Source organism: Burkholderia sp. PR2 (assembly GCF_052372875.1).
Taxonomy (GTDB): Bacteria; Pseudomonadota; Gammaproteobacteria; order Burkholderiales; family Burkholderiaceae; genus Burkholderia; species Burkholderia diffusa.
On sequence record NZ_JBQRWH010000004.1, the window covers coordinates 2,441,257 to 2,458,914 of the forward strand.

Below are 17,658 nucleotides of genomic sequence, written 5' to 3' on the forward strand. Positions count from 1 at the left end.
ATGCGCGCGACGTCGGCCGAATGGTCAGGTGCCGGTGCATGCGCAGTTTGCGGGATAATACGGGTTTTCGAATCATCGCCCCGGCTTCGCACCCTTTTTTGCGGGGCCGCCGTGCGCCCGCCGCACGGCCGCGGCCGTTTTCCCGTCGGACCATCATGACCATCGTCAACCTTGCCGCCTACCACTTCGTGTCGCTCGACGCGACCGAGCAATGGCGCCCGCTCGTCACCGCCCGCTGCAACGAACTCGGCCTGCGCGGTACGATCCTGCTCGCGCCGGAAGGCATCAACCTGTTCATCGCCGGCCCGCGCGAAGCGACCGACGCGTTCATCGACTACATCCGCCACGATCCGCTGTTCGAAGGCAAGTTTGCGACGCTGCAGTTCAAGGAGAGCCTGTCCGACTCGCAGCCGTTCCGCCGGATGCTCGTACGCCTGAAGCGCGAGATCATCACGATGAAGAAGCCCGCGATCAAGCCGGAGCTCGGCCGCGCGCCGTCGGTCGACGCGCGCACGCTGAAGGCGTGGCTCGACCGCGGCCACGACGATGCCGGCCGCCCCGTCGTGATGCTCGACACGCGCAACGCGTTCGAAGTCGACGTCGGCACGTTCGACGACGCGCTCGACTACCGGATCGACAAGTTCAGCGAGTTCCCGGAAGTGATCGACGCGAACCGCGCCGATCTCGAGGGCAAGACGGTCGTGTCGTTCTGCACGGGCGGCATCCGCTGCGAGAAGGCAGCGATCCACATGAAGGAAATCGGCATCGAGAACGTGTACCAGCTCGAGGGCGGGATCCTGAAGTATTTCGAGGAAGTCGGCGGCGCGCACTATCACGGCGACTGCTTCGTGTTCGACTACCGCACTGCGCTGAACCCGCAACTGCAGCCGACCGAAAACGTCACGTGCTTCGCGTGCCGCGCGGTCGTCACGCCGGAAGCCCAGCAATCGCCGAGCTACGTGGCTGGCCAGTCGTGCCCGGCCTGCGCGCAGGCAGCCAGCGCCGCGTAAGCGCGCGTCGCTCCGCGCCCCGATGAACGGCTACCGTGGCCGCTTCGCGCCGTCGCCCACCGGCCCGCTGCATTTCGGCTCGCTGGTCGGTGCGCTCGCGAGCTGGCTCGACGCGCGCGCGCACGGCGGCGCGTGGCTCGTGCGCATCGAGGACATCGACGGCCCGCGCACGGTGCCCGGCGCTGCGGACGACATCCTTGCAACGCTCGCGCATTTCGGCATGACCCCCGACGAGCCGCCCGTGTGGCAAAGCACGCGCGATGCCGATTATGCGGCCGCGCTCGAACGGCTCGTCGCCGCGGGTCTCGTCTATCCGTGCGGCTGCACACGCAAGGAAATCGCCGATTCGCTGCGTGCCGCGCACGAGCGCCACACCACCCTCGCGTACCCAGGCACCTGCCGCACCGGCCTGCACGGCAAGCCCGCGCGTGCATGGCGGCTGCGCGTGCCGGACGGCGACGATGCGATCGTCACGTTCGACGACCGCTGGCAGCACACGCAAGCGCAGAACCTCGCGACCGAAGTCGGCGATTTCGTGCTGAAGCGCGCGGACGGCCAATGGGCGTATCAGCTCGCGGTCGTGGTCGACGATGCCGACGCGGGCATCACCCACGTCGTGCGCGGCGCCGACCTGCTCGATTCGACCGCGCGCCAGATCTACCTGCAGCGCTGTCTCGGCGTGCCGACGCCCGCCTACCTGCACGTCCCCGTCGTCGTCGATGCGAACGGCGAAAAGCTCAGCAAGCAGACGGGCGCGATCGCGCTCGAGCGTGACGATCCGCTGCCGGCGCTGCGGGCCGCCGCCGCGCATCTCGGCCTTGCCGCCGACGGCGATCCGTCGGGCGGCACGATGGATGCGTTCTACGCGGCCGCGACCGATGCGTGGGCGCGTCGCTTCGGGCCACGCGCCGGCTGAGTCGCGCGCGGGATCCCGGTTCGTATCGACCAGGTTCCGGAATTCGTCGGCGCTGAATCGACCGGAGACCGGACGCACGCTGACGATACTGCACCGAAGCCCCGCTGCCCGCGCGACAAGTCACCCCTCCTCTCGACGGCCTCGTCACGAATCGTCTCGCCCAATGAAAAACGGGCACATGCTCATCGCATGCACCCGTTTCCGCGGCAGCGCTCGCGCGCCGCACCGACCGCCTGAACCGCCCGCTTACGCAGACGGCTTGCGCGGCATTCCGAAGCCGCCGAGCAGCGCGGCGACCTGACGCTTCGGCCCCTTCTTCTCGGGCTGCTGCCCGGACTTCGTCTCTTCCGGCTGTGTCGCCGGCGCCGACGGTTCGTACGGCTTCAGGAAGAAATCGTCGATCGGCGCCTCGTGACGACGATGATGGCCGCCACGCTCGGAACCGCCCGAACGACGCCCCGACGCACCGCGATGCTCGTCGCGCTCGCGGCGGCCGCCGCGTTCGCCGCCGCGTTCGCCACTGCGCTCCCCCCCGCGATCGCCGCCACGCTCGTCGTGACGATGGCGCGCCGGCTTGTCGATCGCGAGCGTCTGCACGTCGAGCGGACGCTTGATCAGCTTCTCGATATCGGCGAGCTGCTTGCGCTCGTTCGGGCTGCACAGCGACAGCGCATCGCCCGTCGCGCCCGCGCGGCCAGTGCGGCCGATCCGGTGCACGTAGTCTTCCGCGTTGAACGGCAGGTCGAAGTTGATCACGGCCGGCAGTTCGGCGATGTCGAGACCGCGCGCGGCCACGTCGGTCGCGACCAGCGCCTCGATTTCGCCGCGCTTGAACGCGTCGAGGGCCTGCATCCGCTCGATCTGTGTCTTGTCGCCGTGGATCGCCGACGCAACCACGCCGTCGCGCTCGAGGTTGCGGGCCAGCCGGCTTGCGCCAATCTTGCTGTTGCAGAACACGATCACCTGCTTGAGCCCGCGATCGCGCAGCAGCTGCACGACGGCGGCCTGCTTGTCGCCTTCGGCGACGTCGTAGACGATCTGCGTGACGTTCGCGTTGGTCGAGTTGCTGCGCGCGACCTCGATCGTCTGCGGGTTGCGCAGGTAGGTCGACGCGAGCTTCTTGATTTCCGGCGAGAAAGTGGCCGAGAACAGCAGCGTCTGACGCTCCTTCGGCAGCAGGTTCAGGATGCGCTGCAGATCCGGCAGGAAGCCCATGTCGAGCATCCGGTCGGCCTCGTCGAGCACGAGCATCTGCACCTGCCCGAGGTTTGCCGTCTTCTGCTGCACGTGGTCGAGCAGGCGGCCGGGCGTCGCGATCAGGATCTCGACGCCGCGGCGCAGCTCGGCCATCTGCGGGTTCATGTCGACGCCGCCGAACACGACCGCGCTGCGCAGCGGCGTGTGCTTCCCGTACGCATGCACGTTCGCGGCGACCTGGTCGGCGAGCTCGCGGGTCGGCGTGAGAATCAGCGCGCGCACCGGGTGGCGCGCGGGCGATGCGCTCGTGTTGGCCTGCGGCAGCAGCCGCTGGAGGATCGGCAGCGAGAAACTCGCGGTCTTGCCGGTACCCGTTTGCGCGGCGCCCATGACGTCGCGGCCGGCGAGCACGACCGGGATGGCCTGCGCCTGGATCGGCGTCGGCGTCGTATAACCCTGCTCCGCAATGGCTTTCAGGATATCGGCGGCAAGGCCGAATTGATCGAAGGTTGCGTCGGCTGGCTTAGCGACAGAATCGGACATGGTGGCGTTTCGCTCAAAAGGCGCGGCGGGGACATCGTGCGTCAGGCCGGCCGGGCCTGCGCTCATCACATTTCGGAAGTAGACGGAGCCGCGGCGCGCCGCGCGGCGCCGCTCTGGCGCTTGGGACCGGTTCATTTCGAACATCGGGCGCCACAGGCCGTGCGGACTCCGTTCGGCGCGAATGCCGGCGGAAAGGGCCGTATTGTAGCACTGCGCGGCAATCTGTCCGTGACAACGCCGCGAACGTCCACGGTGGTGGCTCGCGGCGAGTTCCGGCAGGCCGGGCGCGGGCGGATGCGTCAAGCGACCGGGCTATCCTGATCGGCCGATGGGGAAAATAGGGGTCGAATTGCGGGCGTGTGGTTCGGGAAGTCGGCAAGCGGTCGACGAACCCGAGCGCCGCCTGCCCCGCGGTCCGGCTCGCGGTCGAACCCGACTGCCAGCATCGATCGCGGCAATCGGCACGCCCGCACGGCGTATTCGATCGCGTGCGGCGCTCAGCCCTTCTTCTTTTTCTTCTTCTCGACCTGCACGCAGTCGCCCAGCAGCGGTGCCGCATTCTGGTCTGCGATCTCGTCGCGCAGCGTCCCTTCCTTGCCCTTCGTCCACCACGTATAGCGTCCGGCCTGGTAGCGCACGCCAGACGCCGAAACGGTATCGACGAACAGCAGCTGCTGCCCGTTGACCGGCACCAGCGCGAAGCTCTGGCCGTTGCCCGCACGCCAGTACGACACCCGCACCGGCTGCTTCTGGTTCGCGCACTGATAGAACGCCTGCTGGCGCGAATCGGCGTCGATCTCCTCGACGGTCAGTTGCGCGGCATGCGCGACGGAAACGGCGGTGCCGGCGAGCGCGAGCGCGGCGAAGGCTTGGCGAATCATGCAGGTCCTCTCACGAGACGGGTGTAAGCGCGCCCTCACGGGGCGTGCGGCTATCGTTGGTTATGGGTTGAGCGTTCGTCGCTCAGGGATCGATGACGTCGGCGCATGCGTCGGTCGGCGCGGCCGCGACATGGCCGACGACTGGCACGATCTTCAGCCCGGCCGATACGACCCGGCACGGCGCGGCCGCGAGGCCGCACCCCGCGAGGCTCGCGACCAGCGCCAGCGCGACGCCCACCTTGCCGATACGTCCGATCCGCCGCCATGTCGACGCCATCGCGCGCTCCTCGTCTGGTCAGCGCGCCGACACGGGCCGCACGGCCGCCGCGGCGCGCTTCGCGCGTTCACGGGCTTCGTCGACGGTCGCGCCGGTCGCGAGGGCGACGCCCATGCGCCGCTTCGCGAAGCTCTCCGGTTTGCCGAACAGGCGCAGGTCGGCGCCCGGCACGGCCAGCGCGTCGCGCACGCCCTCGAACGCGATGCCGCGCTCGTCGAGCCCGCCGTAGATCACCGCCGACGCGGCCGGCGAGCCGAGCGTCGGATCGACCGGCAGCCCGAGAATCGCGCGCGCGTGCAGTTCGAATTCCGACTGGCGCTGCGACGCGAGCGTCACGAGGCCGGTGTCATGCGGCCGCGGGCTCACCTCGGAAAACCAGACTTGGTCGCCGCGCACGAACAGCTCGACGCCGAACAGCCCTCGCCCGCCGAGCGCCTCGGTCACCTTGTGCGCGATCTCGCGCGACTTTTCCAGTGCGACGGCGCTCATCGGCTGCGGCTGCCACGATTCGACGTAATCGCCCGCCACCTGCACGTGCCCGACCGGCTCGCAAAAGTAGGTGCGCGTCTCGAGCGTCGCCGGATCGATCGCGCGCACGGTCAGCTGCGTGATCTCGTACTCGAAATCGATGAAGCCCTCGACGATCACGCGGCCGTGGTTCACGCGGCCGCCCGCCATCGCGTAATCCCAGGCCGGCTTCACGTCGGCCTCGGTCCGCACGACCGACTGTCCCTTGCCCGACGACGACATCACCGGCTTCACGACGCACGGCATGCCGATCTTCGCGACAGCCGCGCTGAACGCGTCGAACGACTCGGCGAACGCATACGGCGAAGTCGCCAGCCCGAGCTCCTCGGCCGCGAGGCGGCGGATGCCTTCGCGGTTCATCGTGAGCTGCGTCGCGCGCGCGGTCGGGATCACCTCGGCCAGGCCGGCCGCCTCGATCGCCGCGAGCGCATCGGTCGCGATCGCCTCGATCTCCGGCACGATCAGGTGCGGGCGCTCGGCCTCGACGACCGCGCGCAGCGCGGCGGCGTCGGTCATGTCGATCACGTGCGCGCGATGCGCGACCTGGTGGCCAGGCGCGTCCGGATAACGGTCGACCGCGACGACTTCGACGCCGAGACGCTGCAACGCGATGATGACTTCCTTGCCGAGTTCGCCCGCGCCGAGCAGCATGACGCGCGTGGCCGAGGGTGAAAGCGGCGTACCGAGCCGCTGACCGATCTGCATGTGATTTCCCGCTGGTTCTGTTGGAGGACGAAAACGGCTTCGATGTTAACACGCGCACCCGCGCCGGTCCGGCCGGTTTCGTCGTTTCGCCGCCCCGCCGCGCGAGGCCCGCGGGCGGGGTGCGAACGTTTTCGCGCGCGAAGTGTCGGCTCGCCTCGCGCGGGGCGGGTGCGTTACTCTTACGGCTTGATCAGAATCCGATGAGGAACGAGGCTCATGTCCCACCTGTCCGCCGCCGCACGCGCACGCACCGGCCTGCTTCGCCCGTTGCGCGCGCCGCTCTGCGCGTTGACGCTTGCCACGCTTCTCGCCGCCTGCGCGATGCCGACCCACCCCGATTCCGCCGCCCCCGCACCCGACCCGTACAACCCCGCCGCCGTCCAGCTGCTCGACAACACGAGCTGGGAGCTCACGAGCTGGGTGAACGCCGACGGCACGCCGCGCACGATTCCGCACGGCGACAACGGCGAGCCGATCAAGCTCGCGCTGTCCACCGAATCGGGCGTCCGGCGTGCCAGCGGCTTTTCCGGCTGCAACCGCTACATGGGCACCTATGCGCTGAAGAACGGTCTGCTCAGCTTCGGGCCGCTGGCCGGCACGCGCATGGCATGCACGAACACACTCGGCGGCCAGCTCGAACACGCGTACCTCGATGCGCTCGCGCACATCGAGAAGACCGGCGTGCAGATGCGCGAGCCGCAGCAGCTGCAGATCGTGACCGAAGCCGGCGCAACGCTGACCTTCACGCGCCGGAGCCCCTGATGCCGCGCGCGGGCGAAGGCCGACCGGCCGCCTTCGCCGCGCGCGAATCCCGGACGCACGCGTCCCGCGGCCTGGAAGCGCTTCGACGCCTTCATGCTGCCTTAGAGTCCTGTTCGCCGGCCGGTTAAACTCGGCGGGTCGCGCACCGCGCTCCCCACCCTCTTCCTGTTTCATCAAAGCATGCACACGGTTGTCTTCGGCTGGTTCGGCATCTCCGCCGTCTGGTTCCTCCTTCTCATCTGGCGTCTCGTTCAGGCGATGCTGCCCGGCGGCGGACTCGCCGGCCGCGGCTCGATTCGCCTGTGGCTCGGCTTCGCGGCCGTGTTCATCGCGAGCTGCGCGCTGACGAGCCCGCTGTCGGGCCCCGACACGAACGCGCTCGGCCACGCGCTCTCGAACGGCTTCGCGCATGTGCTCGGCCCGATCGGCACGCCGGTCGCGATGGTCGTGCTGTTCTTCGCGGGCCTGCCGTGGCTGACCGGCATCGGCTGGCGGCAGTTCGCCGCGTGGGTCGACACGTCGTTCGGCGTCAAGCTCGCGCGCGACGCCGACGACGACGTGCGCGGCGTCGCCGACCTGCCGCGCAGCGCGCTGCATCGCGACGACGACATCGTGCAGCCGACCACCGCACACACCGTCAACTCGATGGCGCCGCGCCAGAATGGCCGCTATTCGCGCCCAACGTTGTGGAAACCCGATCCGCAAGCCCGGCCGAAGCCGCGCGGCAACGCAGCGCCGCGTCCGCTCACCGAGCCGGTCGCGCCGTCGGGCTGGCTGAAGCCGACATCGGCCCATCGCATGCCCCCGCCGCCCGCACCGGGCACGACGAACGCCATGCCGCCGCCGACGACCGGCAGCACCGCCAGCCTCGCGCGGGCCGCCGCGAACGCACAGGTGCCGCGCCCGAATCCGGCGCCGCTTCCGGCCGGGTTCGAGCCCGTTCGGCCGCAACCGACCACCGCGCGACCAGCCGCGGCCGCATCGAAGCAGCCGGGCGCGCCGCGCACCGTGGTCACGCCGCGCCCGGCCGCCGCGACGCCACCGCGCACGCCCGCACGCCCAGTGGCGGGCGCAGGCGCCGCCGGCCCGTCGCCCGACGCGACACGGCGCCGCCCCGCGGCACCGGTCCCCGCGCGCGCGCCGCTCTACGCATGGGTGCAGCAGCCCGCGGAGCCGATCACGCCGGCGCCGAGCGTTCACGACACGCTGCGCTCGATCGAGGCCAGCACCGCGCAATGGGCGACGCTGGACGATGTGCGGACGCCCGATGCGGCGCCGGCGACGGCCGCCGCGACGACCTTGGCCGGCGCGGTTGCGGCGGCAGGGAGCGTCACGGCGTCGGCATCGACGGTCGTACCCGCCGGGATCGTTGCGGGCGCGCATCAGGCCGCGCCCCGCGACGCAGGCCTTTCGCGCGAAGCCGCGCCGGCATACGACGACGCACCGATCGTGCTGGATGCGTTCATGCCGGCCGAGCCGAGCGTGCACATGCCCGCTGTCGATGTTGGTACGAGCATTCCGGCCTTCGGTGAAACTGCGCGGCATGCCGCACCGGATACCGGCGTCGAGACCGATGCACCGACGCGTCAGGCGGACGCCGATGCGCCCGCCGCGCCGGCACTCGATTCCCCGATCGACTTTGCAACGTGGGAAGACATCGTCAGCGCGCCGGTTTCCGGACTCGGCGCATCGCATGAAAACCTCACTGCCGCGCCGCTGTCCGGCACGGACGAGTCGGCGGCGACGAGCGAATCTGTCAATACGCATCCGGCCGCCGTCACGTCGACGGCAAACGACATGGGCCGCACCGCCGATGCGAACGATGCGGCAACGGCCGCAGGGAGGGTCGGTCAGATCCAGTCGCAATCCACGCCGCCGGCCGCTACCGCCGTATCGGTCGATACGAAACAGGACACGCAAGCAGCTCGGGACGTCGTGAAATCTGCCCAGCAGGTCGCGCCGACCGCTCCCCTCCCCGCTTCGTCGATCGCGGCAACGCCCACGTGGCCGCTTGCCGATGCAATGCCCGTCGCGGCAGCGACGCCGGCAGCCTCGGACACGTCGAACGCCGCATCCGCAGGCGGCGTGACGGGAACGGCCTGGCATGCAGCAGCAAAGCACGCTGGAGAAACCGCACCATCGCCTGCCGACACGCAACGCGCCATGCGACCCGCACCGGCGGCGTCGACATCCGCGATCGCGGAACCTGCGTCCGCATCGTGGTCGACGCCGTTGTCCGCTGAATCCCCCTCTCCTGCGCAGACGATTTCGTCAACTGCCGCGTCGTCGCGCGTCGGCACCGCGCCGGGCTCTGCTGCACCGGCACTCGCGAACACGTCGAACAGCACACCTGCCGCCGCTACGCCTTCGTTGTCCGGCATGACGAGCACGGCCTCCTGGTCGCCGTCGCAACCGCCCGCATCGGCAGCGCCCGTTGCATCGGCTGAGCCGTCCGCGCCGGCGGGTGCCACGGGGATCGCATACGGTTCCATCGGTCACGTACCGGCAGCGGCAGCATCGGCGCTCGGTACCACGGGCGCGGCATCGGCCACGGTCACGCCGGCACCCGCACCGACGACACCCGCCCACACGCCTTCGACCGGTGCCGCCGCCCTTCCCACCGCGCAGCCGCCCGCACCCGCGGCGACGTCTGCTCCGACGGCTGCGACCGGAGCCCACGGTGTGACCGTGACACAACCTTCTGCGGCCGTTCCAGGCATGGCGGCGGCGTCTGCCCTGACGCCCGCGATGAATGCTTCCGGTCCGGCCATGTCGCAGCCGTCCGCGACCGCGCAGATCGTGGCAGCCGCGACGGCACCCGCATCGACCGGCATGTCCTTCAGCGCAACCGGAATGCAGCCGGCGCAAAGCACGCAGGTGTCGCCTGCGATCGCGTCTACTGCCCCGTCCGGCAGCGCATCAACCGCAACGTCGACCGCATCGGCGACGCCTTCGGCAGCACCGACGAGCCGCACGCCTGACGCTTGGTCGACCGGTACGCAGGCCGCGCCGGCCGGAGCAGCGCACTCAGCACCCGGCATCGCGCCTTCCCCGTCGGTCGTCCCGGCGCCGTCTTCCGGCGCGCTCGCCCAAACGAGCACGATCGGTGCCGCTGCGCCCGCCGCGTTCGGCGGCGTGCCTGCGGCGTCGGGTAGCGCGCCGGCCTCCTTCGCCACGACCACCGCCGCGACGGCATCGGCCGCGTCCCCGATTTCCGCGACGGCGCCTGTGTCGGCCACGCCAACCTTCTCCGCACCGGGCGAATCCATCGACACGGCGACACCGGCGCACGCCATCGCGTCCGCTCCGGCGCCGCAGGCCCAGTCGTTCACCACCCCGCTGGCTCCCGCAACTGCATCGGCGAGCTGGTCCATGCCCGGCACCGGCGCGACGCCTGCGGCAACCGGCACCGCCATCCCGGCCGTCACGACCGCACCGCCTCCGGACGCAACGCTTTCCGGGACCACCGTGCCGCCGGCTCCGGCGGAATCGAGCGTCCCGGCCCCGGACGCATCGGCCGCACCCGCGCGCCAGCCGCGCCCGAACGCGTTCGAATTCCACGCACCCGCATCGTTCAACGTCGAACTGCCGACGCTCGACCTGCTTGAGCCTGCCTCCGACGACGTCGAAACGATCACCGAGGAACACCTCGCGCAGACCGCCCAGGTCATCGAGCAACGCCTGCAGGAGTTCAAGGTGCCGGTGACCGTGGTCGGCGCATCGGCGGGCCCGGTGATCACGCGCTTCGAGATCGAACCCGCACTCGGTGTGCGCGGCAGCCAGATCGTCGGCCTGATGAAGGACCTGTCGCGCGGCCTCGGCCTCACGTCGATCCGCGTCGTCGAGACGATTCCCGGCAAGACCTGCATGGGCCTTGAGCTGCCGAACGCGAAACGCCAGATGATCCGCCTGTCGGAAATCCTCGAATCGCGCCAGTACCAGCATTCGGCATCGCAGTTGACGATCGCGATGGGCAAGGACATCACCGGTCACCCGGTCGTCACCGATCTCGCGAAGGCGCCGCACATGCTGGTCGCCGGCACGACGGGTTCGGGCAAGTCGGTTGCGATCAACGCGATGATCCTGTCGCTGCTGTACAAGGCGACGCCCGAGGACGTGCGGCTCATCATGATCGACCCGAAGATGCTCGAGCTGTCGGTCTACGAAGGCATCCCGCACCTGCTGGCGCCGGTCGTCACCGACATGAAGCTCGCGGCGAACGCGCTGAACTGGTGTGTCGGTGAAATGGAGAAGCGCTACCGCCTGATGTCGGCCGTCGGCGTGCGCAACCTCGCAGGCTTCAACCAGAAGATCCGCGACGCGGAGGCGAAGGAAAAGAAGATCGGCAACCCGTTCTCGCTGACGCCCGAGGATCCCGAGCCGCTGTCGAAGCTGCCGCTGATCGTCGTCGTGATCGACGAGCTGGCCGACCTGATGATGGTCGCCGGCAAGAAGATCGAGGAGTTGATCGCCCGCCTCGCGCAGAAGGCGCGCGCGGCCGGCATCCACCTGATCCTCGCGACCCAGCGCCCGTCCGTCGACGTGATCACCGGCCTCATCAAGGCGAACATCCCGACGCGCGTCGCGTTCCAGGTGTCGTCGAAGATCGACTCGCGCACGATCCTCGACCAGATGGGCGCCGAATCGCTGCTCGGCCAGGGCGACATGCTGTTCCTGCCGCCGGGCACGGGCTACCCGCAGCGCGTGCACGGCGCGTTCGTTGCAGACGAGGAAGTGCACCGGGTCGTCGAATACCTGAAGCAGTTCGGCGAGCCGCAGTACGAGGAAGGGATTCTCGACGGCCCGGCGGCCGACGGCGCGACGCAGGACCTGTTCGGCGACGCGCCGGATGCGGAAGCCGATCCGCTGTACGACGAAGCGGTCGCGTTCGTCGTGCGCACGCGGCGCGCGTCGATCTCGTCGGTGCAGCGCCAGTTGCGCATCGGCTACAACCGCGCCGCGCGACTCGTCGAGCAGATGGAAGCGGCCGGACTCGTGTCACCGATGGGCATCAACGGCAGCCGCGAGGTGCTCGTGCCAGCCGCGGCCGACTGAGCACGGCGGCCGCGCGGCCGACGACGACCGATACGGGCACCCCGCGCAAGCGGCCGCCCGAACGAAAAAGGGCGCTGCCGAGGCAGCGCCCTTTCTGCATTTATTGCGCCACCGGCACCAGCTTGAAGTCGACCGGGCTGCCGACCGCCACCTTCTGCGGATTCGGGCCGAGCTGCCCCGTTTCGACGTCGCGACTGAATACGTAGAACGTGTCGCTGTCCTGGTTGCCGACGATCAGCCACTTGCCGGTCGGATCGATCAGGAATTCGCGCGGCGTCTTGCCGAGGCTCGACTGGCGGCCGACGGTCTTCAACCGGCCGTCGGCCTTGTTCACCGCGTAGATCACGATGTCGTTCACGTCGCCCCGGTTGCTCGCGTACAGGAAGCGGCCGTCCGGCGACAGATGGATCGCACCGCCGCCGACCTTGCCCTTGAAGCCCGGCACCGTCATCGGCAGCGTCTCGACCGGCGTCAGCTTGCCGTCGTGGTAGCCGAACACCTCGACCGCTGCGTTGAGCTCGCTCGTCACGTACGCGAACCGGCCGTCGTCACTGAACACCATGTGACGCGGGCCCGAGCCGGCCTTCACCGGCGTGTAGCGCGTGTCGGTCGGGCTGATCAGCCCGCGGCTGCCGTCCACCGTGTAGCGGTAGCCGTAGATCTTGTCCGCGCCGAGATCCTGCACGAACAGGTAACGGCCGTCGGGCGAGAACACCGTCGAGTGCACGTGCGCGCCGTCCTGGCGCCCCTTCACGGGCCCCGTGCCTTCATGATGCACCGTCAGCACGGCCGGGCCGACCGCACCGCCGTCGCGGACCGGGAATACGGCGAAACTGCCGCCCGGATCGGCCGCGACCGAGTAGTTGGCCGTGACGAGGTACTTGCCGTCCGGTGACAGCGCGAGATAGCAGGGATCGTTCCCTTCCGACGACACGCGGTCGACGAACGTGAGGGCGCCTGTCTTCGGATCGAAGCTGAACGCGCTGATGCCGCCGCGCTGCGTGGCCGGCCCGTTGTCGCCGGGCAGTTCATTGACCGCGTAGACGGTGCGACCGTCGCGGCTAGGCAACAGGTACGACGGGTTCACGGTCTTCGCCGACGACACGGGCGCGACGCTGCCCGTTTTCGTATCGAAGCGGTATACGTAGATCCCGTCGCTGCCGTGCCCCGTATAGGTGCCCACCAGCAGGTTGTAGACGCCGTCGGCCGGCGCCGGCGATTGTTGAGCGAATGCCTGGGTTGCGGACAACGACAGCACGATCGCGAAACCTTTCATCCAGTGAGCGAGCCTAAGCGGGAACCCTCGTGTCGAAGCGCGTGCGTCACGCTCGCGTAAACGGCTGGGCATTGAATCCTCCTTGCATCGAGTCGCTTCAAGTGTTGAGATAGGACGAAACGCCGGCCGTTCATGCGCTCCGCCGCCCGGCCGAGTATACGGGGCGCGACGCCGGCACGTGAAGCCCGGGCGCCGCAGCCTGCATAGTGAACTCGAATACCCAAGGACCGCTTGCCCATGCCCGCCCTGATCGAAGACTACGCCCTCGTCGGCGACGGCCACACCGCCGCGCTGATCTCGAAAGACGGCTCCGTCGACTGGCTGTGCTGGCCCCGCTTCGATTCGGGCGCCTGTTTCGCGGCGCTGGTCGGCACGCCCGAGCACGGCCGCTGGCTGCTCGCGCCGGCCGCCGACGCCGCGATCACGCACACGACGCGCCGCTATCGCGGCGATACGCTGATCCTCGAAACCGACTACGAAAGCGCCGACGGCGCCGTCACCGTGATCGACTTCATGCCGCCCGGCAACGGCTGGTCCGAACTGGTGCGGATCGTCGTCGGCCGCCACGGCACGATGAAGATGCGCATGGAACTGGTGTTGCGCTTCGACTACGGTTTCTCCGTCCCGTGGGTCACGCAGCTGACGCGCGAGGACGGCATGAAGGCGATCGCCGGCCCCGATACCGTCGTGCTGCGCACGCCCGTGCCGCTCACGGGCAAGAACCTCCATACGCTCGCGGAATTCACGGTGAGCGCCGACGAACGCGTGCCGTTTTCGCTCAGCTACGCGGCGTCGCACCTGCGGTTGCCGCCCGCGCGCGATCCGCTGTCGATGCTCGCCCGCACCGAGAACTACTGGCTCGAATGGTCGGGCCGCTGCCAGGTGCAGGGTCGCTACGCGGCCGCCGTGCGCCGCTCGCTGATCACGCTGAAGGCACTCGCGTACGAGCCGACCGGCGGGATCGTCGCGGCGCCCACCACGTCGCTGCCGGAGAAGATCGGCGGCAACCGCAACTGGGACTACCGCTACTGCTGGCTGCGCGACGCGACGATCACGCTGCTCGCGCTGATGCGCGGCGGCTACTACGACGAGGCGCGCGCCTGGCGCACATGGCTCGGCCGCGTGATGGCCGGCTCGCCCGAACAAATCCAGATCATGTACGGGATCGCGGGTGAGCGCCGGCTGCCGGAAATCGAGCTCGACTGGCTGCCCGGCTACCAGGACTCGAAACCGGTGCGCGTCGGCAACGGCGCGGCGAACCAGCTCCAGCTCGACGTGTTCGGCGAAGTGATGGCCGCGCTGCACCTCGCGCGCGTGGGCGGCCTGCAGGCCGACGACACGGTGTGGTCCGTCCAGTGTTCGCTGCTCGATCATCTCGAGAAGATCTGGCAGGAGCCCGACGAGGGCATCTGGGAAACGCGCGGCGGCCGCCGCCATTTCACGTTCTCGAAGGTGATGGCGTGGGTCGCGTTCGACCGCGCGATCAAGTCGGCGGAGATGTTCCGGCTGCCCGCGTCGCTCGACCGCTGGCGCGCGCTGCGCGACCGGATCCACGCCGACGTCTGCGACAACGCATGGCACGAAGGCAAACGGGCGTTTACGCAGAGCTATGGCAGCGACGAGCTCGACGCGAGCGTGCTGCTGATGCCGCTGCTCGGCTTCCTGCCGCCGGAGGACCCGCGCATCGTCGGCACGGTCGACGCGATCGAGCGGGAATTGCTGCACGACGGCCTCGTGATGCGCTACCGAACGACGGAGTACGACGACGGCCTGCCGCCCGGCGAAGGCACGTTTCTCGCTTGCAGTTTCTGGCTGGTCGACAACTACGCGCTGCTCGGCCGGATCGACGACGCGCACCGGCTCTTCAGCCGGCTGCTCGCGCTGTCCAACGACCTCGGGCTGCTCGCCGAGGAATACGACCCGGTCGAGGGCCGGCTCGTCGGCAACTTCCCGCAGGCGTTCTCGCACGTTGCGCTGGTGCACACCGCGATGAACCTGATGCACCACGAGGACGCCATGGCGCGCGCGGCCGGCCAGCCCGCGCCGGCCGTGGCGACCGGGCGCTGACCGGGGGCGGAACGGCTTCTTCAGAGATCGTCAATTCGCAACAGTTTGATGAAAAATCGGGGAAATGTTGCATTGCACCACCCATCGTTGTCCGATATGATCGATTCGATTGTCCGGCCGCACTGCAACATGGCCGGTCGCCGACCCACACGGCACGCCGCGACGCCCCACGCCGCCCTTGCGCACCGTCCCCCACGCGGGAGTAGTCTGCATGCTTTACCAACTGCACGAATTCCAGCGGGCGATGTTGAGCCCGCTCACGGCCTGGGCCCAGGCCGCATCCAAATCGTTCGCCAATCCGTCCAGCCCGTTCTCGCTGATGCCCGGCGCGACGCGGATGGCCGCCGCGTACGAGCTCATGTACCGGCTCGGCAAGGATTACGAGAAGCCCGAATTCAACATTCATCAGATCGTCAAGGACGGCCACAACATCCCGATCGTTGAGCAGACGATCGTCGAGAAGCCGTTCTGCCGGCTGCTGCGCTTCAAACGCTATTCGGACGACGCCGATGCCGTCACGCAGTTGAAGGACGAGCCGGTCGTGCTGGTCTGCGCGCCGTTGTCGGGCCACCACTCGACGCTGCTGCGCGACACCGTGCGCACGCTGCTGCAGGATCACAAGGTGTACATCACCGACTGGATCGACGCGCGGATGGTGCCGGTCGAGGTCGGCCCGTTCCACCTGCACGACTACATCGCGTACATCCAGGAATTCATCCGCCACATCGGCGCGCGCAACCTGCACGTGATTTCCGTGTGCCAGCCGACCGTGCCGGTACTCGCGGCAATCTCGCTGATGGCGAGCCGCGGCGAGGACACGCCGCTCACGATGACGATGATGGGCGGCCCGATCGACGCGCGCCGCAGCCCGACGTCGGTCAATTCGCTCGCGACGCAGCACTCGACCGCGTGGTTCGAGAACAACGTGATCCACACGGTGCCCGCGAACTATCCGGGCGAAGGCCGCCAGGTGTACCCGGGCTTCCTGCAGCACACGGGCTTCGTCGCCATGAATCCGGAACGTCACGCGCAGTCGCACTGGGACTTCTACCAGAGCCTGCTGCGCGGCGACGAGGATGACGCCGAGGCACACCGCCGCTTCTACGACGAGTACAACGCGGTGCTCGACATGGCGGCCGAGTATTACCTCGAGACGATCCGCGTCGTGTTCCAGGAATTCCGGCTCGCGGAAGGCACGTGGGATGTCGAAGGCGAGCGCGTGCGTCCGCAGGACATCAAGCACACCGCGCTGATGACGATCGAGGGCGAACTCGACGACATCTCGGGCAGCGGCCAGACGCACGTCGCGCACGAGCTGTGCACGGGCATCCCGCAGGACGATCGCCGCAGCCTGACCGCCGAGAAGTGCGGTCACTACGGGATCTTCTCGGGCCGCCGCTGGCGCACGATCATTTACCCGCAGCTGCGCGATTTCATCCGCGAGCATGCGCCGGAACCGAAGAACGGCGCGACCAAGGTGCCCGTCGAAGCACCGGCAGCGACGACGCTCACCGCCGTGCCGGCCGGCAAGCCGCAACCCGAGGTGACGGTGCGCGCGGCCGCCCCGAAGCGCGCGCGCGCGAAGGCGCCGGCCGTGACGGTTGCGCCCGCCAAGACGGCAACCGCGAAGGCCGCACCGGCCGCGAAACGCGCGGGCGGCACACGCGCCAAAACCGTTCGCGCGCGCAAGGCCGCCTGACGCGCCGCGTTCCGACGCAAAAACGCCGCCGTTGCTTGCGCACGGCGGCGTTTTTTTATCCGGCGGCCAACGGTGAGCCGCTCATCGGCGCGCGGGCTCAGCGTCGCAACAGGTACGCGAGCAGCACCTCGGTGTTCATCCTGACCATCTCCGCGCGCTCGTCGGCTTCGCTGAAGTCGCGGCCGAGTGTCGCGGCCAGCGTGAAACGGTTCGACACGATGTAGTAGCCGAGCCCCGACAGCGTCACGTAGAAGCGCAGCGGATCGACGTCGCTGCGGAACAGCCCGGCCTTCTGGCCGCGCATCAGCACGTTGCCGAGCTTCGCGACGATCGGCGACATCATCTCGCGGATTCGCGTCGACTTGTGCAGGTAGCGCGCTTCGTGCAGGTTCTCATTGTTGATGAGCCGCAGCAGCTCCGGATGATCGCGGTAGTAATCCCACACGAAGTGCGCGAGCCTTGTGACGGCCTCGACGGGCGCGACGCCGTCGAGATCGAGCACGCGCTCGGCCTCGGTCAGCGCGGAGAACGCGTGTTCGAGCACGGCCGTAAACAACTGCTCCTTGCTGCCGAAATAGTAATAGAGCATGCGCTCGTTGGTTTCGGCCCGGCGCGCGATCTGGTCGACGCGCGCGCCGAACAGCCCTCCACTCGCGAACTCTTCGGCTGCCGCCATCAGGATGCGGCGGCGGGTACCTTCAGGATCTCTTTTGATTTTTGGCTGATTCATGGTGGCGTTTTG

At 69.0% G+C, this 17,658-nt stretch carries 12 protein-coding genes; 6 read left to right on the plus strand and 6 right to left on the minus strand.

Annotated elements, in window-relative coordinates; genetic code table 11:
* The first annotated feature begins 155 nt into the window (after positions 1-155).
* Positions 156-1,010: a sulfurtransferase gene (locus ACT2FV_RS28485; RefSeq protein WP_059527299.1), complete on the plus strand. Its 855-nt coding sequence runs from the start codon at positions 156-158 to the stop codon at positions 1,008-1,010.
* Between the two features lie 22 nt (positions 1,011-1,032).
* Positions 1,033-1,926 carry a tRNA glutamyl-Q(34) synthetase GluQRS gene (gluQRS, locus tag ACT2FV_RS28490; protein ID WP_151051619.1) on the plus strand — a complete coding sequence of 298 codons (894 nt, stop codon included), beginning with the start codon at positions 1,033-1,035 and terminating at the stop codon, positions 1,924-1,926.
* 246 nt (positions 1,927-2,172) lie between these two features.
* Here gluQRS and ACT2FV_RS28495 read toward each other — a convergent pair whose 3' ends face one another.
* The 4 genes from ACT2FV_RS28495 to purT all read right to left on the minus strand — a co-directional run bounded on the left by ACT2FV_RS28495 (position 2,173) and on the right by purT (position 6,057).
* Positions 2,173-3,732: a DEAD/DEAH box helicase gene (locus tag ACT2FV_RS28495; protein WP_059600454.1), complete on the minus strand. Its 1,560-nt coding sequence runs from the start codon at positions 3,730-3,732 to the stop codon at positions 2,173-2,175.
* Between the two features lie 431 nt (positions 3,733-4,163).
* Positions 4,164-4,547: an MliC family protein gene (locus ACT2FV_RS28500; RefSeq protein ID WP_124903341.1), complete on the minus strand. Its 384-nt coding sequence runs from the start codon at positions 4,545-4,547 to the stop codon at positions 4,164-4,166.
* Between the two features lie 82 nt (positions 4,548-4,629).
* Complete coding sequence (locus ACT2FV_RS28505; RefSeq protein ID WP_151051617.1) at positions 4,630-4,824, minus strand: DUF6726 family protein; 195 nt, start codon at positions 4,822-4,824, stop codon at positions 4,630-4,632.
* A gap of 18 nt (positions 4,825-4,842) precedes the next feature.
* Positions 4,843-6,057: a formate-dependent phosphoribosylglycinamide formyltransferase gene (purT, locus tag ACT2FV_RS28510; RefSeq protein WP_059600376.1), complete on the minus strand. Its 1,215-nt coding sequence runs from the start codon at positions 6,055-6,057 to the stop codon at positions 4,843-4,845.
* Positions 6,058-6,273: 216 nt separating this feature from the next.
* Here purT and ACT2FV_RS28515 point away from each other — a divergent pair, with 216 nt between their 5' ends.
* Positions 6,274-6,819, plus strand: coding sequence for an META domain-containing protein (locus ACT2FV_RS28515; protein ID WP_444505216.1), 546 nt, complete (start codon positions 6,274-6,276; stop codon positions 6,817-6,819).
* 180 nt (positions 6,820-6,999) lie between these two features.
* On the plus strand, positions 7,000-11,874 hold the full coding sequence (locus tag ACT2FV_RS28520; protein ID WP_444505217.1) for a DNA translocase FtsK: 4,875 nt from the start codon (positions 7,000-7,002) through the stop codon (positions 11,872-11,874).
* Positions 11,875-11,974: 100 nt separating this feature from the next.
* Here the strand turns inward: ACT2FV_RS28520 and ACT2FV_RS28525 are convergent, their stop codons facing one another.
* Entirely contained in the window at positions 11,975-13,222 is a 1,248-nt protein-coding gene (locus tag ACT2FV_RS28525) for a lactonase family protein (RefSeq protein ID WP_108064692.1), read from the minus strand.
* Positions 13,223-13,387: 165 nt separating this feature from the next.
* Here ACT2FV_RS28525 and ACT2FV_RS28530 point away from each other — a divergent pair, with 165 nt between their 5' ends.
* A complete protein-coding gene (locus ACT2FV_RS28530) occupies positions 13,388-15,217 on the plus strand; it encodes a glycoside hydrolase family 15 protein (RefSeq protein ID WP_059600372.1) in 1,830 nt (609 codons plus the stop codon).
* 211 nt (positions 15,218-15,428) lie between these two features.
* Positions 15,429-16,916, plus strand: coding sequence for a polyhydroxyalkanoate depolymerase (locus ACT2FV_RS28535; RefSeq protein WP_444505218.1), 1,488 nt, complete (start codon positions 15,429-15,431; stop codon positions 16,914-16,916).
* A gap of 97 nt (positions 16,917-17,013) precedes the next feature.
* Here the strand turns inward: ACT2FV_RS28535 and ACT2FV_RS28540 are convergent, their stop codons facing one another.
* Positions 17,014-17,646 (minus strand): TetR family transcriptional regulator, encoded by a 633-nt coding sequence (locus ACT2FV_RS28540; RefSeq protein ID WP_041490613.1) that lies wholly within the window; start codon positions 17,644-17,646, stop codon positions 17,014-17,016.
* Positions 17,647-17,658 lie beyond the last annotated feature (12 nt).